The sequence below is a fragment of the Cellulomonas sp. URHE0023 genome, from assembly GCF_000688475.1.
Lineage (GTDB): Bacteria > Actinomycetota > Actinomycetes > Actinomycetales > Cellulomonadaceae > Cellulomonas.
Genome location: NZ_JIAN01000008.1, coordinates 362,736 through 383,544 on the forward strand (window position 1 = coordinate 362,736; position 20,809 = coordinate 383,544).

Annotated in this window: 19 protein-coding genes; 15 read left to right on the forward strand and 4 right to left on the reverse strand. The window is 70.9% G+C overall.

The genetic code is table 11. The annotated features are described in order from the left end of the window. Nucleotide 1: 1 nt before the first annotated feature. Genes N553_RS0116860 through N553_RS0116875 form a run of 4 tightly spaced genes read left to right on the forward strand, consistent with a single transcriptional unit; the run spans nucleotide 2 to nucleotide 2,805 of the window. Nucleotides 2–418: a DUF2550 family protein gene (locus tag N553_RS0116860; RefSeq protein WP_028047507.1), complete on the forward strand. Its 417-nt coding sequence runs from the start codon at nucleotides 2–4 to the stop codon at nucleotides 416–418. 14 nt (nucleotides 419–432) lie between these two features. After that, complete coding sequence (gene nucS, locus N553_RS0116865; RefSeq protein ID WP_028047508.1) at nucleotides 433–1,128, forward strand: endonuclease NucS; 696 nt, start codon at nucleotides 433–435, stop codon at nucleotides 1,126–1,128. Between the two features lie 9 nt (nucleotides 1,129–1,137). Continuing rightward, on the forward strand, nucleotides 1,138–1,605 hold the full coding sequence (locus N553_RS0116870; protein WP_028047509.1) for a hypothetical protein: 468 nt from the start codon (nucleotides 1,138–1,140) through the stop codon (nucleotides 1,603–1,605). Nucleotides 1,606–1,626: 21 nt separating this feature from the next. Beyond that, nucleotides 1,627–2,805, forward strand: coding sequence for an amidohydrolase family protein (locus N553_RS0116875; RefSeq protein WP_028047510.1), 1,179 nt, complete (start codon nucleotides 1,627–1,629; stop codon nucleotides 2,803–2,805). Here the strand turns inward: N553_RS0116875 and N553_RS0116880 are convergent. After that, complete coding sequence (locus tag N553_RS0116880; protein ID WP_028047511.1) at nucleotides 2,800–3,798, reverse strand: LacI family DNA-binding transcriptional regulator; 999 nt, start codon at nucleotides 3,796–3,798, stop codon at nucleotides 2,800–2,802. The two genes, N553_RS0116875 and N553_RS0116880, sit on opposite strands and share 6 nt — an antisense overlap. Nucleotides 3,799–4,053: 255 nt before the next feature. On the opposite strand from N553_RS0116880, the gene N553_RS0116885 reads away from it, so the two are divergent. The 6 genes from N553_RS0116885 to N553_RS0116910 all read left to right on the forward strand — a co-directional run bounded on the left by N553_RS0116885 (nucleotide 4,054) and on the right by N553_RS0116910 (nucleotide 11,551). Beyond that, nucleotides 4,054–5,358 (forward strand): ABC transporter substrate-binding protein, encoded by a 1,305-nt coding sequence (locus N553_RS0116885; protein WP_051640274.1) that lies wholly within the window; start codon nucleotides 4,054–4,056, stop codon nucleotides 5,356–5,358. A gap of 69 nt (nucleotides 5,359–5,427) precedes the next feature. Next, a complete protein-coding gene (locus N553_RS0116890; protein ID WP_081844713.1) occupies nucleotides 5,428–6,402 on the forward strand; it encodes a carbohydrate ABC transporter permease in 975 nt (324 codons plus the stop codon). Then, entirely contained in the window at nucleotides 6,402–7,265 is an 864-nt protein-coding gene (locus N553_RS0116895) for a carbohydrate ABC transporter permease (RefSeq protein ID WP_028047514.1), read from the forward strand. The genes N553_RS0116890 and N553_RS0116895 overlap by 1 nt, the downstream gene beginning before the upstream one ends. A gap of 12 nt (nucleotides 7,266–7,277) precedes the next feature. Further along, nucleotides 7,278–9,557, forward strand: a complete 2,280-nt coding sequence (gene yicI, locus N553_RS0116900; protein WP_028047515.1) for an alpha-xylosidase — start codon at nucleotides 7,278–7,280, stop codon at nucleotides 9,555–9,557. A gap of 158 nt (nucleotides 9,558–9,715) precedes the next feature. Further along, nucleotides 9,716–11,155 (forward strand): glycoside hydrolase family 1 protein, encoded by a 1,440-nt coding sequence (locus N553_RS0116905; RefSeq protein ID WP_028047516.1) that lies wholly within the window; start codon nucleotides 9,716–9,718, stop codon nucleotides 11,153–11,155. Nucleotides 11,156–11,251: 96 nt separating this feature from the next. Beyond that, nucleotides 11,252–11,551: a hypothetical protein gene (locus tag N553_RS0116910; protein WP_028047517.1), complete on the forward strand. Its 300-nt coding sequence runs from the start codon at nucleotides 11,252–11,254 to the stop codon at nucleotides 11,549–11,551. Between the two features lie 47 nt (nucleotides 11,552–11,598). On the opposite strand, the gene N553_RS0116915 is transcribed toward N553_RS0116910, so the two are convergent. Further along, complete coding sequence (locus tag N553_RS0116915; protein WP_034623142.1) at nucleotides 11,599–12,246, reverse strand: bifunctional 2-polyprenyl-6-hydroxyphenol methylase/3-demethylubiquinol 3-O-methyltransferase UbiG; 648 nt, start codon at nucleotides 12,244–12,246, stop codon at nucleotides 11,599–11,601. Nucleotides 12,247–12,317: 71 nt separating this feature from the next. Here N553_RS0116915 and N553_RS23280 point away from each other — a divergent pair, with 71 nt between their 5' ends. Together N553_RS23280 and N553_RS0116925 are read left to right on the forward strand one after the other, a co-directional pair. Further along, nucleotides 12,318–13,103 (forward strand): alpha/beta hydrolase, encoded by a 786-nt coding sequence (locus N553_RS23280; RefSeq protein ID WP_051640275.1) that lies wholly within the window; start codon nucleotides 12,318–12,320, stop codon nucleotides 13,101–13,103. Further along, nucleotides 13,100–13,822 carry an alpha/beta fold hydrolase gene (locus tag N553_RS0116925; RefSeq protein WP_028047519.1) on the forward strand — a complete coding sequence of 241 codons (723 nt, stop codon included), beginning with the start codon at nucleotides 13,100–13,102 and terminating at the stop codon, nucleotides 13,820–13,822. Before N553_RS23280 ends, N553_RS0116925 begins: the two co-directional genes overlap by 4 nt. On the opposite strand, the gene N553_RS0116930 is transcribed toward N553_RS0116925, so the two are convergent. Next, a complete protein-coding gene (locus N553_RS0116930; RefSeq protein ID WP_231505305.1) occupies nucleotides 13,811–14,272 on the reverse strand; it encodes a hypothetical protein in 462 nt (153 codons plus the stop codon). The genes N553_RS0116925 and N553_RS0116930 overlap by 12 nt on opposite strands. A gap of 39 nt (nucleotides 14,273–14,311) precedes the next feature. Then, entirely contained in the window at nucleotides 14,312–16,462 is a 2,151-nt protein-coding gene (locus N553_RS23285) for a hypothetical protein (RefSeq protein ID WP_231505306.1), read from the reverse strand. Between the two features lie 249 nt (nucleotides 16,463–16,711). On the opposite strand from N553_RS23285, the gene N553_RS25160 reads away from it, so the two are divergent. From N553_RS25160 to N553_RS0116950, 3 genes are all read left to right on the forward strand, one after another. Beyond that, the gene (locus N553_RS25160) at nucleotides 16,712–18,382 is read left to right on the forward strand and encodes a hypothetical protein (protein ID WP_028047521.1); all 1,671 of its coding nucleotides are present in this window, start codon (nucleotides 16,712–16,714) and stop codon (nucleotides 18,380–18,382) included. Continuing rightward, nucleotides 18,379–19,377: a hypothetical protein gene (locus tag N553_RS0116945; RefSeq protein ID WP_028047522.1), complete on the forward strand. Its 999-nt coding sequence runs from the start codon at nucleotides 18,379–18,381 to the stop codon at nucleotides 19,375–19,377. Before N553_RS25160 ends, N553_RS0116945 begins: the two co-directional genes overlap by 4 nt. Nucleotides 19,378–19,442: 65 nt before the next feature. Further along, a complete protein-coding gene (locus N553_RS0116950; protein WP_028047523.1) occupies nucleotides 19,443–20,384 on the forward strand; it encodes a tetratricopeptide repeat protein in 942 nt (313 codons plus the stop codon). Nucleotides 20,385–20,809: the final 425 nt, after the last annotated feature.

Genomic DNA, 20,809 nt, shown 5'->3' on the forward strand with positions numbered 1-20,809 from the left:
GGTGAGCGGGGTGGTCGTGGCGCTGCTGCTCGCGGCCGTCCTGGTCGCCGTGGTCATGTCCCTGCTCTGGTTCTCCCGGGCGCACACGCTCGACCGTCGGGTGGGCTCGTTCCACTGCTGGGTCGCGCCGAGCGCCGAAGGTCCGTGGAAGTCGGGCGTCGCGCAGTACGGCTCCGCGACGCTCTACTTCTGGAGCCGGTGGTCCTTGGCGCCCCGGCCCCGGATCCGCTGGGACCGTGTGAGGCTGAGTGTCGTCGAGCGTCGCTGGCAGAACGCGGACGCGGCGTCCGACGACCGGCTGGTCCTCGCGACCTGCCGCTGCGGCGGCGACTTCTTCCTCCTGCTGAGCGAGGCGGCCTACACGGGGCTGACCTCGTGGATCGAGGCGACGCCCTCACGCGTCGACTCCGTCACCTGACAGAAAGCAGCTCGATGCGCCTCGTCGTCGCCTCCTGCTCGGCGCGCTACAGCGGTCGACTGAACGCGCACCTGCCCCTGGCCACGCGCCTCCTCGTCGTGAAGTCCGACGGCAGTGTCCTGCTGCACTCGGACGGCGGGTCGTACAAGCCCCTCAACTGGATGAGCCCGCCGTGCTCGCTCGCGGTGCTCGAGCCGTCCGAGGAGGCGGTCGAGCGCGGCGTCACGCAGGTCTGGACCGTGCAGCACCAGAAGTCGGACGACCGCCTCGAGATCGAGCTCCACGACGTCCAGCACGACTCCGCGCACGAACTTGGGGTCGACCCGGGCCTGGTCAAGGACGGGGTCGAAGCCCACCTGCAGGAGCTCCTGGCGGCGCAGATCATCCTGCTCGGAACCGGGCACACGCTCGTGCGTCGGGAGTACCCCACGGCGATCGGCCCGGTCGACATCCTCGCCAAGGACCCGGCCGGTGGCACGGTGGCAGTGGAGATCAAGCGACGCGGCGACATCGACGGAGTCGAGCAGCTGACCCGCTACCTCGAGCTGCTCAACCGCGACCCGCACCTGGCCCCGGTTCGCGGGGTTTTCGCCGCGCAGGAGATCAAGCCGCAGGCGCGGGTCCTCGCGACCGACCGCGGCATCGGTTGCCTGGTCCTGGACTACGACGCGATGCGGGGTGTCGACGACAGCGGCTCCCGCCTCTTCTAGGCGCACTCCATGTCACCGGTCCGTGGCCCCGCTCGTATCGCCGCGCTGTGCGTGCGCTGCCTGGTCGTCCTGACGCTCGTCAACCTCGTCGTCGCCGTGGTGGGCTCCACCTTCGCGGGCGACAGCTTCGTGGGCTTCACTGTCGGCATCTACCCGTACATCGTCGCGGTGGCGATCGTCCCGATCGCCGTGGTCGGCTTCCCCGCGGGTCTGCTGGTCTCGCACCTGCTGCGCAACGAGCCGGACGAGGGGCGCCACATCGCGGCGTTCGCGGTCACGGGGGCGGTGCTCTCGGTGCTGATCTGCGCCGCTGTGCAGCTCGTCCAGGGACCGGCGGCGTGGGTCGTCGTCCTGGTTGCAGCGGCGGAGGGTGCGATCGGTGCCGGCGGTGCACGGTGGTGGTCGGGTCGGACGCGCTGGCGGCGTGCCGGAACACAGGTCGACGGCGACGCCGTGGACGTGGCTCTCCAGGCCTGACCGGTACGCAAGGATGGTCCGGTGACTGAGCCCCTGGTCCTGCGCGGACGCCTGGTGACCCCCCGCGGGATGGTCGACGACGGAGCGGTCGTGGTCGACGAGGCGACGATCGTCTGGGTAGGGCCGTCGGACGGACTGCCGCCGGCGTGGACGCTCCCCGCAGCAACCGACGACACCCTGCTGCCGGGTCTCGTCGACCTGCACTGCCACGGTGGCGGCGGTGCGAGCTTCCCGGACGCCACGGACGCGGCGACCGTGCAGACGGCGGTGGACGAGCACCGTGCGCACGGCACGACGAGTCTGGTCGCCTCGCTCGTCACGGCGTCACGGGACGTGCTCCTGGCGCGGACGGCGTTGCTCGCCGACCTCGCGGACGCGGGCGAGATCGTCGGGATCCACCTGGAGGGACCCTTCCTCTCGACGGACCGCTGCGGCGCGCAGAACCCCGCCGACATGCTCGTCGGGGACGCGGACCTGGTGCGTGCGATCGCACAGTCCGCGCGCGGGCACCTCGTCACGATGACGATCGCCCCTGAGGTGCACGGGGTCGCGGACGACGTCCTGCCGGCACTCGTCGACGCGGGCGCGATCCCGTCCATCGGCCACACGGATGCGTCGGCGGGGCAGGTCGAGGCCGCGGTCGACCGCGGGTTCGACCTGCTCGCGGCCACGTCGAACCGGCGCCTGACCGCGACGCACCTGTTCAACGGGATGCGGCCGCTGCATCACCGCGACCCGGGCCCGATCGCTGCCTGCCTGGCTGCCGCGGCGCGCGGCGAGCTCGTCGTCGAGCTGGTCGCGGACGGGACGCACCTGGCCGACGAGACGGTCCTGTCGGTGTTCGATCTGCTCGGCCCTGGGTCGATCGCGCTGGTCACGGACGCCATGGCGGCGGCGGGGATGCCCGACGGCTCGTACCAGCTCGGGCCTATGGCGGTCGTCGTCGACGGTGGAGTCGCGCGCCTCGCGAAGGGCGGAGCGATTGCCGGGGGAGTGGCGCACCTGATCGACGTCGTGCGCACCGTCGTCGCCGCGGGCGTCCCGCTCGAGGACGCGATCCTGTCCGCCGCGACCGTGCCGGCGGACGTCCTCGGGAGGCGGGACATCGGAGCGCTGGCCGCGGGCCGACGTGCCGACGTCGTCGTGACCGACGGTGAGCTGAGGCCGTTGCGCGTCCTGCGCGGCGGCGAGTGGCTATAGAGCCGCAGTCGTCGCCCGGACCGTGAGCTCGGGTGCCAGCAGCCGGGTCTCGGCCGTCTGGCCGTCGTCGAGGCGTGACATGACCATCTCGACGGCGACCGCACCGATCCGGGCGGCCGGGATGTCGACGGCCGTCAGCTGCTGAGGCTGACCGGTCGCGACGTCCTGCGGGCACACGGCCACGACGGACATGTCGCGCGCGACCTCGATGCCGCGCTCGCGCAGCCCGGCCAGCACAGCGGGCAGGGCCACCTCGTTGTGGACGACGAGCCCTGTCACCCCCGGCAGTCGTTCGAGCACCCGGTCGAGGGCTGCGACCGCGCCCGCGTGCGACGACTCGCACGGCTCGAACACCGCCTGGAGGCCGAGCCTCTCGGTCTCGGCCCGGAACCCGCTGACCATGCGCAACGCGTACGTCGTGTGCCGGTCCAGCACGACCTGGGGCGAGCCGATGAGGGCGACCTGGCGGTGTCCGAGTCCGACGAGATGGTCCACAGCGAGGCGGGCGACCGCCTCGAAGTCGAGGTCCACGCACGAGAGGCCTGACGCGTCGCGCGGCAGGCCGATGAGCACGGCCGGCTGGCGCTGGCGTCGCAGGATCGGCAGCCGGGGGTCCTCGGCCTCGACGTCCATCATGATCACGGCGTCGACCATCGACCCTGCGGCCACCCGTTCGACGCCCGCATGGTCGTCCTGGGTGAGCAGCAGCACGTCGTGCTCGAAGGCGCGGGCACGGGTGACCACACCGGTGACGAACTGCATGATGACGCCGACGTTGACGTCCACGCGTAGGGGAGCCATGAGGGCCAGCACGTTGGTCCGCTGCGAGGCGAGCGCGCGGGCGCCCGCGTGGGGTCGGTACCCGAGCTCGCGGACCGCGTGCTCGATCCGTTCGCGCGTCGACGCCGAGATCGGCCGTTTGCCCGACAGCGCGTAGGAGACCGTCGAGACCGAGACCCCGGCAGCGCGTGCGACGTCGTCGATCGTGGTCATCGCGGCTGCCTCCTTCGGTCTGCGGCCCCGTACGCAGCCGACAGGAGAACCCTAGTGGGCCCGGTACGGCCGTCGGCGGCCGATCGCCTCGTGTCTCGGAGCGTTAGCGAAGCGCTTCGACTTGGTGGGCCCCATCATGCACGCGAATGCACGGAAAGTCTGGTCTGGACATCGAAATAATCACGCGCTACGGTATCGAAGCGCTTCGACGATCGGGTTCTCCCGGTCGGCATCCACTCGATGAGGAGAACCCGGATGAGGATCAGCACACGGCGATGGGCGGCCGTCGGAACCGCCGCCCTCCTGACCGCGACAGCCCTGACCGCCTGCGGCGGCGGCAGCGGCGGCGGCGACTCGGACGAGAAGACCCTGACCGTCTGGCACTACGAGTCCGACGAGTCGGCCATGGGACAGGCCTGGGCCAAGGCCGTCGAGATCTTCAAGACCGAGCACCCCGACGTCGAGGTCAAGGTCGAGCACCAGACGTTCGAGCAGATCCAGAAGAACGCCAAGATCGTGCTCACCGGCGACGACGTCCCGGACGTCATGGAGTACAACAAGGGCAACGCCACGGCAGGCCAGCTCGCGTCGCAGGGGCTGCTGACGCCGCTCACGGACGTCGCGAAGGACAAGGGCTGGGACAAGACGCTCTCCGGCTCGCTCGCCACGACCGCGACCTACGACGAGAACGGGCTCATGGGCTCGGGCGACTGGTACGGCGTGCCCAACTACGGCGAGTTCGTGGGCGTGTACCTGAACAAGGACCTCTTCGCCCAGTACGGCATCGACGTCCCGACGACGTTCGACGACTTCGAGGCGGCGCTCGCGACGTTCAAGGAGAACGGCGTCACGCCGCTCGCCGAGGCCGGTGCCGAGTACCCCCTCGGACAGCTCTGGTACGAGCTCGTCCTGCACTACGGGGACCGCGCCCTGGTCGACGACTACCAGCTGTTCAAGAACGACGTCGACTGGCACAGCGACGCCATGACCAAGGCGACCGAGAAGCTCGACGAGTGGGTCAAGAAGGGCTACATCGCGTCGGACGCGGCCGGCCTCACGGCCGAGGACATGGGTGTGTCCTTCATCAACGGCACCTACCCGATCATGGTCTCCGGCTCCTGGTGGTTCGGCCGCCTCGCCGACGAGATCCAGTTCGACTGGACCCAGACGAACTTCCCCGAGAACACGCTCCACCCGGGCTCGTCGGGCAACATCTGGGTGGTCCCCACCAACGCGAACTCCAAGACGCTCGCCGAGGACTTCATCGACATCACGCTGCGCCCGGAGGTGCAGAACGTGCTGGGCGAGAAGGGCGGGCTCCCGGTCGCCGGTGATCCGAGCAAGATCACGGACCCGAAGACCGCCGAGATGACGCAGAACTTCGCGGACATCCTGGCCGAGGACGGCCTGGCGTACTACCCGGACTGGCCCGTGGCCGGCTTCTACGACGTGATCGTCAGCCAGCTGCAGTCGCTGGTCAACCAGTCCAAGTCGCCCGCCGAGGTTCTCGACGGCCTCAAGGACGCGTACGAGTCCGGCAAGGCCGACCTCGTCGGCTAGCGACCCGGACGGCCCGGGCCGGGCTCCACGCGGGCCCGCCCGGGCCGTCGGACCAACGAAGGACGGACCATGAGCACTGAAGCTCTCGACACCCGCGCCACGACGGACTCTCCGCCGAACGAGGCCATCGTCAGGCGGCGCAAGAAGCGCCCCACCTGGGTGGCGTACCTGCCGTACCTCGCCCCGGGCGCGATCGCGTTCGTCGTGGTCATCGGCATCCCGTTCGCGACGAACATCGCGTACAGCTTCCAGAAGTGGAAGGGCGGGATGTCGCCCCACATCTGGGTGGGGCTCGACAACTACCGGGCGCTCCTTCACGACGAGCAGTTCTGGACGTCGTTCCGCAACTCGATCTCGATGATCGTCGCGATGGTGATCATCCCGACGCTCATCGGGCTGCTGCTGGCGTCGGTCCTCTTCGACTACCTCGGCAAGAAGTTCGGGTCGAGGTCGGCGTCGGTGCTCCGAGCCAGCTACTACCTTCCGCAGATCCTCCCGGTCGCGGTCGCCGGTGTGCTGTGGAACTGGATCCTCAACGCCCAGACCGGTGCCCTGAACGAGGTGCTGCGCTCGCTCGGCGTGGACAACCCGCCGAACTGGCTCGGTTCGCCCACGACGGCCATGCCGACCGTGATGCTCGTGCTGGTCTGGGTCCAGATCGGCTATCCGGTCGTGATCTTCATGTCGGCGCTGCAGCGCGTGGATCCGGAGCTGTACGAGGCCGCCGAGCTCGACGGGGCCGGATGGGGGCGCAGGTTCCGGGCGATCACGATCCCGCAGATCAAGCCTGAGACGTTCGTCGTCGTGCTCACCTGCACGGTCGCGGCACTCAAGGTCTTCGGGCCGATCTACGTGCTCACCCGCGGCGGTCCGGAGGGCTCGACCCTGGTGCCGAGCTACTACTCGTACCTCAACTTCTTCGACAAGTCGAAGGTCGGCTACGGGGCGGCGGTCGCCAACGTCCTGACCCTCGTGATCGTCATCGCCGCAGGTCTCATCCTCGTCGCGCAGGCGCGCAGCGAACGCAAGGAAGGTGTGGGCTGATGGCCACCGACGTGATCTCGGCACCGCCGGCTGCACGCCACCGGCGCGGCAAGGCCCGCTGGCTCGTGCTCGTGGGCGCGGTGCTCGTCGCCGTCGCGATCCTGGCGCCGTTCGTCATCATGGTGCTCAACGCGTTCAAGTCGCCGCTGGACTACTCGCTGAACGGTCCGCTCAGCCTGCCGACCGAGCTGTACACCAAGGGCCTGACCACGTTCTGGGAGCGGGTCGACTTCCCGCAGAAGCTCCTCAACTCGATCTGGATCTCGAGTGCCGTCGCGGTCCTCGGCACGCTCCTGTCCCTGCTGAACGCCTATGCGATCGGCATCGGCCGGGTGAAGGGGCGGCTGCTCGTGGTCTCGCTCTTCCTGCTCGCGACCATGCTGCCGCAGGAGGCGCTGATCTACCCGCTGTTCACCATGGCGCAGTCGGTCGGGCTGTCCAACTCGCCGTGGTCGGTGATCATCATCTTCACCGTCATCCAGTCCGCGTTCGGGACCTACCTGCTGGCGTCGGTGCTCGGCACGTTCCCCAAGGCGCTGCTCGAGGCGGCGGCGCTGGATGGTGCGAGCCGGTGGGACGTGCTGTGGAAGGTCGTCTTCCCGGTGGTGCGCCCCACGCTGTCGGTGCTGATGATCTTCTTCTTCATCTGGACCTGGAACGAGTTCTTCATCCCGCTGGTCATGCTGACGACGAACGACACGCAGACCATCCCCGTGGCGCTCGCGTCGCTGCAGGGCGACAGACTGATGGATGCGCCGACGACCAACGCGGGGGCCCTGGTGTCACTGGTCCCTGCCGTGCTCTTCTTCCTGATCTTCCAGCGAACCCTGACGCGCGGCGTGACTGCCGGCGCGGTCAAGTAAAGGCGTCGAGAGATGAAGTTCACCAACGGCTACTGGCAGCTCCTTCCTGGAGTCCAGGTGCTGCGACCCCGCAGCGTCGCCGACGTCGTGGCCGACGAGGACACGCTGACCGTCTACAGCGCCACGGTGCCGCTCACCTCCCGCGGGGACACGCTGAACCGACCCCTCGTGACGGTGACGTTCACGGCACCGATGGACGACGTGATCGGCGTCCGGATCGAGCACCACGCCGGCGGCCTGGAGCCCCGGCCGGCGTTCGCGGTCGCCCGGGGCGAAGCCGACGTCAAGGTGGTCGCTGACGCCTCCGGCGCGTCGTTCACGTCGGGAGGGCTCACGGCGCGCGTGGCGGTCGACGGCGCGTGGAACGTCGACTTCGAGGCGGGCGGCCGCGTCCTGACGTCGTCGACGGCCCGCAGCATCGGCGTGGTGACGGACGCGAGAGGTGACGCGTACGTGCACGAGCAGCTGGCCCTCGGCGTCGACGAGCACGTCTACGGACTCGGTGAGAGGTTCGGCGCGTTCGTCAAGAACGGGCAGTCCGTCGACAGCTGGAACGCCGACGGCGGCACGGCCACCGAGCACGCCTACAAGAACGTGCCGTTCTACCTGTCCGACGCGGGCTACGGGGTCTTCGTCGACAACCCGGGGCGGGTCTCGTTCGAGGTCGGCTCCGAGGCGGTCTCGCGCACGCAGTTCTCCGTGGCGGGTGAGGTGCTGCAGTACTACGTCGTGCACGGGCCCTCGCCCAAGGAGGTGCTGCGCCGCTACACCGCGCTGACCGGTCGCCCGGCACGCGTCCCGGCGTGGTCGTACGGCCTGTGGCTCTCGACGTCGTTCACCACGCAGTACGACGAGGCCACCGTCATGTCGTTCGTGGACGGGATGGCCGAGCGCGGCCTGCCGTTGAGCGTCTTCCACTTCGACTGCTTCTGGATGCGCGCGTTCCACTGGACCGACTTCACCTGGGACCCCGCGACGTTCCCGGACCCGGAGGGCCTTCTCTCGCGTCTGCACGACAAGGGCCTGAAGGTCTGCGTGTGGATCAACCCCTACATCGCGCAGCGGTCCCGGCTGTTCGAGGAGGGGCGCACCGGGGGCTTCCTGGTGACGCGTGCGGACGGGTCGATCTGGCAGACCGACGAGTGGCAGGCGGGCATGGCGCTCGTCGACTTCACGAACCCGGCGGCAGTCGCCTGGTACCAGGGCCACCTGCGCCACCTGCTCGTCCAAGGGGTCGACGCGTTCAAGACCGACTTCGGCGAGCGGATCCCCACCGACGTCGTCTGGCACGACGGCGCCAACCCCGAGCGGATGCACAACTACTACACGCACCTGTACAACCGGGCGGTCTTCGAGGTCCTCGAGGCGGAGCGCGGCACGGGGGAGGCTGTGCTGTTCGCGCGGTCCGCGACGGCAGGCGGCCAGCAGTACCCGGTCCACTGGGGCGGCGACTGCGAGTCCACGTTCGTCTCCATGGCCGAGTCGCTGCGCGGTGGCCTGTCGCTCGCGTCGTCGGGCTTCGGGTACTGGAGCCACGACATCGGTGGGTTCGAGGGGACGCCGGACGCCGCGGTGTTCAAGCGCTGGCTCGCGTTCGGGCTCCTGTCGTCGCACAGCCGCCTGCACGGTTCGGACTCCTACCGGGTGCCGTGGGCCTTCGACGAGGAGGCTGTGGACGTTGCCCGCCTGTTCACCCGGCTCAAGCTCTCCCTGATGCCGTACCTCGGCAGGCTCGGTGAGGACGCGCACGAGCACGGTCTGCCGGTCATGCGACCGATGGTCGTGGAGTTCCCGGACGACCCCGGGGCGGCGACCGTCGCGACGCAGTACATGCTCGGTGAGAGCCTGCTCGTGGCGCCCGTGTTCACCGCGGACGGTCGGGTGAACGTCTACGTGCCGGACGGCGTCTGGACCTCGTTGCTGACAGGTGAGCAGGTCACGGGGCCGCGGTGGTACTCCGAGGTCCACGACTTCCTGTCGCTGCCGGTCTACGTCCGCCCGGACACGGTCCTGCCGGTCGGGGCACGCGAGGACCGGCCCGACTATGCGTGGGCCGAGGGCGTCACTCTGCGCCTGTTCGAGATCGCCGACGGGCACCGGTCGGTGACGGTCATCCCGGCGACCGACGGGGGCGAGCCGTCGCGGTTCGTCGTCTCACGCTCCGGTGACAGGGTCCACGTCTCGGCGCGTGACGCACGTGGGCCCTGGCGTGTGCAGATCGAGCCGTTCGCGGGAGCGCGAGGCCAGGCAGTCGACGCGGACGGCGACCAGGAGGTGGAGCTGGCGCTCTGAGCGCGTCCCTGCGCCGTGCGCAGACGACGTTGCGGGAGCGCTCCCACCTGTCGTATCGTTTCGACACAGGCCGGCCCAGGGTCGACGGAGCGCGCAGACAAGGACGTCGCGATCCCCGACCAGCCGCGCAGACAGCCGCCCGGAAGAAGGACCAGCACATGACCAGCTCGCGACCGTCCGGCCGCCGATTCCCCGAGGGCTTCCTCTGGGGGTCCGCCACGGCGTCCTACCAGATCGAGGGCGCAGCCCACGAAGGCGGCCGAGCGCCGTCGATCTGGGACACGTTCTCCCGCACGCCAGGCAAGGTGCAGGACGGGGACACCGGAGACGTCGCCGTCGACCACTTCCACCGAGTCCCGCAGGACGTCGCGATGATGGCCGACCTCGGCCTGCAGGCGTACCGGTTCTCCATCTCGTGGTCCCGCGTGCAGCCCTCCGGGTCTGGCGAGTTCAACCAGGCCGGGATCGACTTCTACTCCGACCTGGTCGACCGCCTCGTCGCGGCCGGCATCAAGCCCGTCGCGACGCTGTACCACTGGGACCTCCCGCAGGCGCTCGAGGACGAAGGCGGTTGGACCAACCGCCGCACGGCCGAGCTCTTCGGCGAGTACGCCCGCAAGATGGCCGAGGTCCTGGGCGACCGCATCCACCTCTGGACGACGCTCAACGAGCCGTGGTGCTCGGCGTACCTCGGCTACGCCTCGGGCGTGCACGCGCCCGGCCGCACCGACGACGTCGCCGCGCTCGCCGCCGTGCACCATCTGAACCTGGCTCACGGCCTGGCCGGTCGGGCCGTCAAGGACGTTCTCGGCCAGGACACGCCCGTCTCCGTGACGCTCAACCTGCACGTGACGCGCGCCGCGACGGACTCGCCGGAGGACGTCGAGGCCAAGCGGCTCGTCGACACCATCGCCAACGAGGTGTTCCTGCGCCCCATGCTCGAGGGCGAGTACCCCAAGGAGGTCTTCGCCGACACCGAGCACCTGACCGACTGGTCGTTCGTGCACGACGAGGACCTCGACATCATCCAGGTGCCGCTCGCACTCCTCGGTATCAACTACTACTCGACGGGTCGCGTCCGGTGGGGGACTCCGGAGGTCGGTGACGGGGGCCCTGGCCCCGACGGTCACCGCTCCTCGCCCCACAGCCCGTGGGTCGGTGCGACGAACGTCGAGTTCCTTCCGCAGCCCGGTCCGCACACCGCGATGGGCTGGAACATCGAGCCCCAGGGCCTCGTCGACCTCCTGCTCGAGATGCACGAGCGCTACCCCGGCCTCCCGCTCGCCATCACGGAGAACGGCGCGGCGTTCGAGGACGAGCTCGCTCCCGACGGCCACGTGCACGACGCCGACCGGGTGGCCTACCTCCACGACCACATCGACGCGGTCGGCGAGGCCATCGAGCGCGGCGCGGACGTCCGTGGCTACTTCGTGTGGTCGCTCATGGACAACTTCGAGTGGTCCTACGGCTACTCCAAGCGCTTCGGTGTGGTCCGCGTGGACTACGACACCCTCGAACGGACCGTCAAGGACTCCGGTCACTGGTACCGCCAGCTGATCGCCACCAACGCGGTCCCGGACCTCACAGCCGGCCTCTAGCGGTACCCGGCAGGTCCGCGCTCGCGAGGTCGGGAGCCCCACCGAGCGCGGACCTCCGGCACGTCTGCCGTCGTGCAGGTGGGGGAGGATGGCCGCGTGGGACGACGATCGACCAAGCGGCCGTACGGGGCAGAGCACGTGGAGCTCGACCTCGACCGTGCGAGCGCGGGCCGTACCACTGAGAGCAGCGCCGACGGCGAGTGGACCGTCCAGCGGGTCCGTGGGTCCGACCGTGAGTACCGCTGCCCGGGGTGCGACCAGCTGATCGCGCCGGGAACGTCGCACGTCGTCGCGTGGCGGACGGACGGCCTGTTCGGTGAGGCCCTGGACGACCGCCGGCACTGGCACAGCTCGTGCTGGCAGGCCCGCGGCCGTCGCGGCCCGACGCGGAGATGATCACGCCGGGCTAGGTCGCCGTCTGCGCCCGCGGACCGCTGCCTCGACTACGCGGTCGGGCTCGACGCTCGCCGCACCGCGACCAGCACGGCGTCCCGGATCTCGGCCGGCTGACCGTCCGCATCGAGCACGGTGCGCGACGGCGAGGAGGCCGCGACGTCCCAGAGGTCGGGGTCGAGCGTCACGCCCACATCCTCCGCGGTGAACAGCAGCTCGGCACGGTCCGGACGCTGGATCTTCGTCGAACCGTGGTCCGACGGGTGGTGCCCGACGATCAGCAGCATGCCCCCGGGCCGGACGGCGCCGGCGAGGCGGCGGTGCAGGTCGCGCAGCTCGGCGGGTGGCAGGTGCATGAACTGCGCCGACACGAGGTCGTACCGGTCCACGCCGGGTTCCCAGTCGAGGACGTCCGCGAGCTCCCAGCTGATGTTCAACGGGCCCGCGATCGCGGCGGAGCGGTCCAGAGCGACCTGTGAGATATCGACGGCGGTGACGTCCCAGCCGCGGGATGCGAGCCAGATGGCGTCCGCGCCCTCGCCCGAACCGACGTCCAGGGCGCTCCCCGGAGCCAGGTCGGAGACGACCGACACCAGCTGCGGGTTCGGGTTGCCGCTCCAGATGCGCTCGGCGGAGCCGTACCTCTCGTCCCAGAACTCGGGCGTGTACAGGATCTCGGAATGCTGGTCGTGGCTCATGGAGAGCATCTTGCCGCGTGCCCCCGTACCCGCCCGCACCGCGTGGCGGAACCGGCAATAGGCTCGTCCCGATGAGCACCCCCATGAGCCCAGAAGCAACCGAGCACCCGATCCGGTCCTTGACTGTCCTGCCTGCGGTCCGCGAGGACATCGAGCTGCACACGGCGGACGGGCTGACGCTCGTCGGCGAGCTGGCCGTGCCGTCGGGCCATGCTCCGGCTGCGACCCTCGTGACGCTCCACCCGTTGCCCACGCACGGCGGCTACATGGATTCCCACGTCTACCGCAAGGCCGCATGGCGCCTGCCGGCGATGGCGGACCTGGCCGTTCTGCGGTTCAACACCCGGGGGACGACCAGCCCGCGCGGCACCAGCGACGGCGTGTTCGACGGCGGAGGGGCCGAGCGGTACGACGTCGCCGCGGCGATCGAGTTCGTCGAGTTCCACGACCTGCCGCGCCCCTGGCTCGTGGGCTGGTCGTTCGGGAGCGAGCTGGTGCTCATGCACGGGCGCGACCCTGCGATCGAGGGTGCGATCCTGCTCTCGCCGCCGCTGCACCGGGCGACGGACGCGGACCTCGACGCGTGGGCGGCGTTCCGCAAGCCGCTGGTCGTGCTGGTTCCAGAGCTCGACGACTACCTGCGTCCCGACGAGGCCCGAGAACGTTTCGCCCGCGTCCCGCAGGCCGAGGTGATCGGCGTCGACGGCGCCAAGCACCTGTGGGTGGGGGAGTCCGCGGTCCGACGTGTCCTCGAGGAGATCGTCCGCCACGTCCTGCCCGACCACCCGCTGCCGCTCCCGACGGCGTGGGCGGGTGCCGACGCGGACGAGGCACCCGAAGCCGAGGCGTCGCAGTGAGCGCGCTCCTGCTCCTTCACGGCTTCCCGCTCGACCACCGGATGTGGTCCGGGGTGCAGTCGCTGCTCCCGGGCGCGCCCCGGGTCGTCGTGCCGGACCTCCCGGGCGACGCGCTGGTGCAAGGCGAGCCGACGCTCGAGGCGGCTGCCGACATGGCTGCGGAACAGCTACGTGCGGCCGGGATCGACCGCGTGGTCGTCGGCGGTCTGTCGATGGGTGGCTACGTGGCGCTCGCTCTGCTCGAGCGTCACCCGGACCTCGTCACAGGCCTGGCCCTGATCGATACCAAGTCGACCGCTGACACCCCCGAAGCGCAGGCGAACCGACTGCGCATCGCCGACGAGGTGGAGCGGACAGGAAGCGTGGACCCGGTCCGTCCCATGAGCGGCGTGCTGCTGGGGCAGACCACGCGCACGGTCCGCCCAGACGTCACCGCGCTCGTCGACCGGTGGATCGGCGAGCAGAGCCCTGCCGCGGTCACGTGGTGCCAGCGGGCGATGGCTGCCCGACCGGACCGGACCGAGGTCCTGCGCGCGTTCGACGGACCGGTGCGGGTCGTGGTCGGTGACGAGGACACGGTCACCCCGGTGGCTGCCGCCGACCACATGGTCGAGGCAGCGCGGCACGCACGCCTGGTGGTGATCCCGCACGCGGGCCACCTGACCGCGATCGAGGACCCGGCCGGCGTGGCGTCGGCGCTCGCCGGCCTACTTGCCTAGCAGGCGCGCCAACGCGACGGACAGGTCGATCGACTCGCCGTCCTTGCCGCCTGCTCCGAGCACGAGCGTCGGATCCGACGGAACGGGCGTCACGCCCTTGAACCGCGCCGACAGGCTCCCGGGCACCGTGAGGACGTAGAAGTTCCCCACGGTGTCGATCGCGACCGTCTCGTCCTTGCGCAGGTACCACCCGGTCAGCGGCGTCTTGTACCGCGTCCGACCGTCGTAGCTGCGCGCCTGGAGCTCGACAGGCTGAGGCGCGCCGAACCGCTGCGCCTGCACACGCCGCAGGAAGGTCGTGATCTGCTCGCGCGCTGCGGCCGTCTCGGCCCGCTGACGGGAGGCCAGCACCTCCTCGTGGGCCGCCGCGGTGGCGCGCTGCTGCTCACGCCATGCGGCCGCTGAGTCGGTCTGGGTCCGGGAATGGTTCAGGGAGCTCTGATCGGACAACGGTCGATCTCCGGTCTGTGGTCACACGTCGGTGTGCAATCAGCGAGACGGCGCGGTCGCGTCGTCCTTACCCGCAGTCTGGCCGTTGTGCGAGTCCGAACCGGCCGACGCGTCGGAGTTCACCTCAGGAGTCACCTGTTCGGGTGACGGCTTGTCGGTCGACCCGCCCTGCGCGGGGACGTCCGCTGCGGGTGCAGTGGCCGCGGCGGCGGACACCGGTGCCGGACGCGACTTGGACGGGCGGGCGGGGGGCCGCACGGGCTTCGTGGGCGGCTTGGCGTCGGAGCCCTTCTCCTTGGCCGCCTCGGGCGCCTTCTTCTGCTCCTCCTCGAACGCGGCCTCTGCGCGCGATGCGCGTTCCAGCGTCGCCCGGTCCGGGTTGTGACCCAGCAGGTTGCGCAGCTCGTCCAGGTAGGACGTGATCGACTCGCGCTGGCGGTTGAGGTCCTCCACCTGACGCGCCGCCGACGTCCGCTCGCGCTCCGACTCGGTCATGGCGTCGGAGATCTGCTTCTCGGCGTGCTCACGTGCCTCCGCGACCACACGGTCCGCGTTCTTGCGGGCGTTGGAGAGCAGCTCCTTGGCGTGCGCCTCGGCGTCCGTGCGGACCTTGTCGGCCTGCGCGAGCGCCTTGGCCACGCGCTGCTCCGCCTCCGAGGCGTGCGCCTCGGCGTCGCGGACCAGTCGTTCGGTCTCGGCGCGAGCCGTCTCGTGGCGCTCGGCGTCCTCCCGCTCGGCGGCCTCGCGCCGGGACGCGATCGACAGCTCGGCGTCGGCGAGCTGCTGCTCGGCCGAGCGGACGAGCTCGTCCGCGTTCGTCCGTGCGGTCGTCGTCAGCTCCGTCGCGGACCGACGCGCCTCCGTGAGCACGCGCTCGGTCTCCAGGCGCGTGCGCTCACGAAGCTCCGCCGTCTCGCGATCTGTCGTCGCCCGCAGCTCCGCGGTCTCGCGATGCGTGACCTCCTGAAGCTCCTGCGCCTCCCGGTTCGTGACGTCGCGCAGGTTGGTCGTCTCGTGGACGGCTCGCTCGCGTAGCTCCGTCGTCTCACGTTCGGCGGTCGCCCGCAGATCGGTGGCGTACCGCTCGGCGTCGCCACGCAGGGCGACGATGGCCTGCTGGTTCTCGGCGCGGAACGCCGCGACCTCGTCGGCGGCAGCGGCACGCAGCTCGCTCGTCTCACGCTCGGCCTGCGCCCGGACGAAGCCCGCGTACTGCTCGGCCTCGACCCGCAACGCGGCGACCTCGGCGCCCACGCGCTGCTGGAGCGCTGCCGCGTCCCGCTCGGCCGCGGCGCGCACCCCGTCGGCGTACTCCTGGGTCTGCACGCGCAACGACGTGACCTCTTCGGCCGCGTGCTGGCGCAGGGCAGCGACCTCGGCTGCTGCGTCGGACCGCTGCTGGGCGACGTACCGGTCGACCTCGGCGCGCATGGTGGCCAGCTCGGTTCCGACGCGCTGCCGCAGCTCGGTGGTGTCGGCATCCGCGCTCTGGCGCAGGTCCTGCGCGTAGTGCTCGGCCTCCTCGCGCTGGGCCGTCGTCTCGGCCTCGCTGCGCGAACGGAGCTCGCTGGCCGTGCGCTCTGTGGCGATGCGCAGCTGCGTGGCCTCGTGCTCGACGCTCGCGCGCAGCGTGCCGAGCTCGCGCTCGAGCGAGCTGCGGCGCTCGCTCTCCTCGGTGGTGATCGCACTCTGGATGCGTGCGGCCTCGCGCTCCGCGGACCCGACCAGCTCCTCCGCCCGACGCTGGGCGGCCAGCACCGTGCTCTCTGCTTCGGACGACGCACTGGTGCGGACCTCGTCCGCCTCGCGACGCGCGGTCGCGAGCAGCTCGGCAACCTCGTTCTCCGCGCGGGCGCGCAGCTGCCCCGACGACAGCTTGGCGCGAGCGAGCGCGTCCGCCGCCTGCGAGTTGGCCTGGGTCACGACGTCCGAGGACTGCTCCTCAGCAGAGCGCAGCAGCTGCTCGATCCGCGACCCGAGCCCGGAGTAGGTGGGCCGCTCGGCCTCGCGAAGCTGTCGGTGCGCCTCGGAGAGCTCTCCCGCGACCTGCATGGCGCGGCCGTCGAGCTGCTCGACCTGGGCGCGGGCGTCCGCCAGGGCCTTCTCGAGACCAGCGATGCGAGAGTCGACCGCCTCGCGTTCGTATCCGCGGAAGTTGACGACGGGGAAGGGGGTCCGGGCGTCGGGCACGAGCGTTCCTCCTGGGCACTGTGGCTCCGCGAGCCGCCTCGGTCGAGACGCCCTGTGACAACCGGAGCCCGCGCGCAACGATACGCGTCTTCACCCGTCCGTGGTCCCGGGAGAGGGGCGCAGTCAGGCGCTCTGCCCGCTCCGTCAAGCGGGTCACCGCCCGGCCGGGCGCCGGTCCGGTACGCCCCGGTTCTGCCGTGACGTGCCGCTCTGCCTATCCTGAGGCCTCTCGTCCCTGGAGGATCTTGCGTGGTGAAGCGACTGATCATCGCCGCCGTCGGTGTCGTCGGACTGGTCGTCATCGGTCTCGGCGTGGCCTCGGCGACGGTTTGGCGGCCGGACGACGTGCTCGTCGCCGACACGTCCGACGGACCGCACACCCTGGTGACGGATCCGGGTGTCCTCGACCTCGGCGGAGATCCCGTGACCGAGCCCGTCACCGTCCGTGTGACGGTTCCGGACGGCGGTCAGGTGACCTTGGCGATCGGTCGCGACACGGATGTCGAGGGCTGGGTCGGGACCGAGGCGCACGGGCAGGTCACCGGGCTCGCCAGCTGGGACGAGCTTGCCGTGACCCCCGTGGAGGACACGACGCCCGTCCCGGAGGCGACGGATCCAGCAGCGCCCGCGCCGGAGGCCTCGTCGACGGCGTCGCCCGACCCGGGAGCGGTCGAGGCGACTGCGGTCGACCCGGCGGGATCTGACCTGTGGGTCGCACAGGCCACGGGCAAGGGCTCGGCGACGCTCGTGTGGCCGCAGCAGGAGGGTCGTTGGAGCCTCATCGCGGTGAGCACGGGCGCCTCGGCACCAGCTCTGGCGATGCAGTGGCCGCGTGAGGTCACGACGCCGTTGCTCTGGCCCGCCGTGGTGGTGGGTCTGGTCCTGCTGCTGGTGTCCGTGTGGCTCTTCGTGCGGGACCTGCGTCGCCACCGCCGGGGTCTGGACGACGAGTGGCACGCCGTCACGACGGGGGCGCTCCCGACCGTTCTGGCCGAGGACGTCGACGCACTTCCGCTGCTCACGCGCCGACAGCTCCGGGAGGCTGCCGCCGCCCGTGCGGCTCGCCCGGCTCCCCGCACGGGCGAGGTCGCCCAGGTGCCGCCGCCCGTCGACACGCAGGTCGGGACGACCGTTGCCGACTCTCGGCCGCTCAGCCGTCGCGCGCTACGCGAGGGGACGCACACATCCCCGACGGCCGTGGTTCCTGCGGCACCGTCCTCGGCGTCCGGCGAGCGCCCGGAGGCTTCCCGGGGCGTCGGCTGGACACCGTCGTCCGGTGCGAACGTCCCGCCGTCGTCGACGGATGCTCCTGACAACGCGGTCGTCCCTGCGTCGCAGCCCGGCCCCGGCCAGGACGGGGCGCACGGGCGTCCGTCGTGGCTCAGCTCGAGGGGCGGGCAGCCCTCGGGAAGTGCTGTGCCGGAACGGGCGGCAACGCCGTCCTCGGCAGGCAACGCGCCCGCTCCGCTCGGCGGTGCCGCTCCCCAGGGAGCTCCGGTCGGCGCTGGCGGCCCCCCCGGCAGCCGTCCCGCACCCAGCAACGGTGTCTCCGCTCCCGGGACGGGCCGGTACGCGCCCGGTGCGGGTGGTCCTGCTCCGCGGCCGGGTGCACCAGTGGCCGGGTCTGGTCCTGCTGAGCCCGGGTCGTCTGCCACGGCGAACGGCCCTGCGGCTGTGCCCGGTGCTAAGGCCCGGGCGCCCGTCCCCGCGCCTGCTCCCGGTTCCCCGTCTGCTCATGCTCCCGATCCCCACGCAGGGAGGCCGGCCTGGTTGTCGACGACATCGACCGACGCTCGGCCCGAAGCAGAACCTGCCGGTTCCCGCGCCGACGCCTGGAGACGCGCGTGGGGCCTTCCCCCGACCGAGGGCGAGTCGAACTCGACGGAACCCGGTCAGACCGATCAGGAGGACGGCCGATGACCCGCCGCCCGCACCGTCGTGCCGCAGTGCTGCTCGGGGTCGCCGCGGTCGCGCTCGCAGCCTGTGCCGCTCCGGTGCCGCAGCCCTCGCCTGCGCCGGTGCCCGCCGTGGCGCCGCCCGCGACGACCATCGCGCAGTCGGACAACGTGCTGTCTGACCTCGGCACCGTGCTCGCCGCAGGCGACACGGCCCTCGACCCGGCGCTCCTGACGACCCGGGTCGCGGGTCCCGCTCTGGCCATCCGGTCGGCCGAGTACGTGCGGGCCCAGGCGACGGCGAACGCCAAGCCGCCCACGGTCATCCCGACGAAGCCGCAGGCGCTGATCCTCCCGCAGACCACCGCCTGGCCCAGGACGCAGCTCGTGGTGACCGAGCAGCCCGACGACCTGCAGGCACCACGGATCCTCGTGCTGCTGCAGAACGAACCACGCGACCAGTACCACCTGTGGGGCTGGGGCCGCATGGGTCCGGGCATCCCGATGCCCCCGACGGCGACCCCGGAGACGGGCAGCGCGGTGCTCGCCCCGGACGCCACGGGTCTCCTGGCCACGCCGACCGACGTGCTGATCCAGTACTGCGACGTCCTGACCAACGGCGCCGCCTCGCCGTACGCGGCGACCTTCGCGCCGGACGCGCTCCGGACCGGGATAGAGGCTGCGCGTGCGTCGACGGTTGCAGGAGTGGGGACGGCCGGCACTGCGACGGAGACGTACACCCCTGAGCCCGCGCCGCTGACCACCCTTGCGACGGTGGACGGCGGTGCGATCGTCGTCGGCCAGCTGACGACCGTGTCGACCGTCTCGCTCACGGCGGGAGGCAGCATCCCGATCCTCGACCCGTTCTACGCCGTTCTCACAGGCAAGCAGTCTGCGTCGAGCAACTTGGTCCGCACGTTCACGGACGTCGTGATCATCTACGTGCCGCCGGCCGGCAGCACCGCTCTGATGCAGGTCCTCGCTGCCGAGCACGCGGTGACCGCGGTGACCGCGGACTGACTTTCCGGCAGTCTGTACGCCAGGCGCACGACCAGCACCCGACCTCGCACGAAGGACTCAGACGCATGTCCCAGCCCACCGGACCCCGTCCCCGCCTCGATGTGCGTGGCGCCGTGGACCTGTCCTCGCTCGCCCGCCCCAGCACGCCCCCGCCAGGCTCGCCCGGCGGGATCGCGAGTCCCGGCGCGTTCGTCGTCGACGTCGACCAGGCGTCCTTCCCGGCTCTCGTGCAGAGCTCGACGAGCCATCCGGTCGTTGTGGTGCTGTGGGCCGGGTGGAGCGAGGTCAGCACCGCGGTCGCGTCCGACCTTGCCGCACTCGCCGACGAGGACGGTGGGCGCTGGCTCCTTGCACGCATCGACGCCGACGCCAACCCGCAGATCGCCCAGGCCTTCCAGGCGCAGTCGGTGCCGACCGTGGTCGCAGTGCTCGCGGGCCAGCCGCTCCCGCTGTTCCAAGGCGCCTACCCCCGAGAGCAGGTCCGGGAGGTGCTGGACCAGGTGCTCGCGGCAGCGGAGGCCAACGGGATCACGGGTCGGGTGACCCCGAGCGCAAGCCCACAGGACGCACCGGATGCCGAGCAGGAACCGGAGCTCCCTCCTCTGCACCAGGCCGCGTACGACGCCATCGAGCGAGATGACCTCGCCGCTGCGCGCGCCGCGTACGAGCAGGCGATCAAGGAGGACCCGCGCGACGCGCTCGCGAGGGCCGGCCTGGCTCAGGTCGGACTGCTCGACCGCACGCGCGACGCCGACCTGCAGGCGGCACGTGCCGCAGCCGCCGCCGACCCCAAGGACCTCGACGCGCAGCTGGCCGTCGCGGACCTCGATGTCCTCGGCGGCAAGGTCGAGGACGCGTTCGACCGGCTCATCGACGTCCTCCGCACGACGTTCGGCCCGAACCGTGAGCTGGTCCGCCTGCGGCTCGTGGACCTGTTCGAGGTGGTCGGTGGGGACGACCCCAGGGTCGTTGCGGCCCGGCGAACCATGGCCAACGCCCTCTACTAGGGCGTTATCGCAGGTCAGCGGCATTTCCGACGCGGTGACCCCCGTCACCTGCCACGGATTTGCCCTCCGGCCGCCGGGGCCGTAGTGTTCTCGATGTCGCCCGGCAGGGAGGAACGGACACCGAGGATTGAACCTCGATGGCTGGTCCCCCGGGTAGACATCCCACGGAAGCCCCAGCTGGCGATCATGTCGCCGGCTATCTGGAGCGTCCGGGACCTGGAGCTAGACTCCTTCTCTCGACAGGCCGCCTCGCAAGGGCGAGTTTGACGGGGAGGATCAACTCCGCTAAGTTAGAACGGTTGCCTCCGGACAGGTTGAAGGACCTGAATGGATGCGCGTCTGTTCCTTGAGAACTCAACAGTGTGCCAAATAGTCGATGCCATATGGCTCGCTATCTCGTGTGTTTCGGGCCTTTGGTTCGGGGT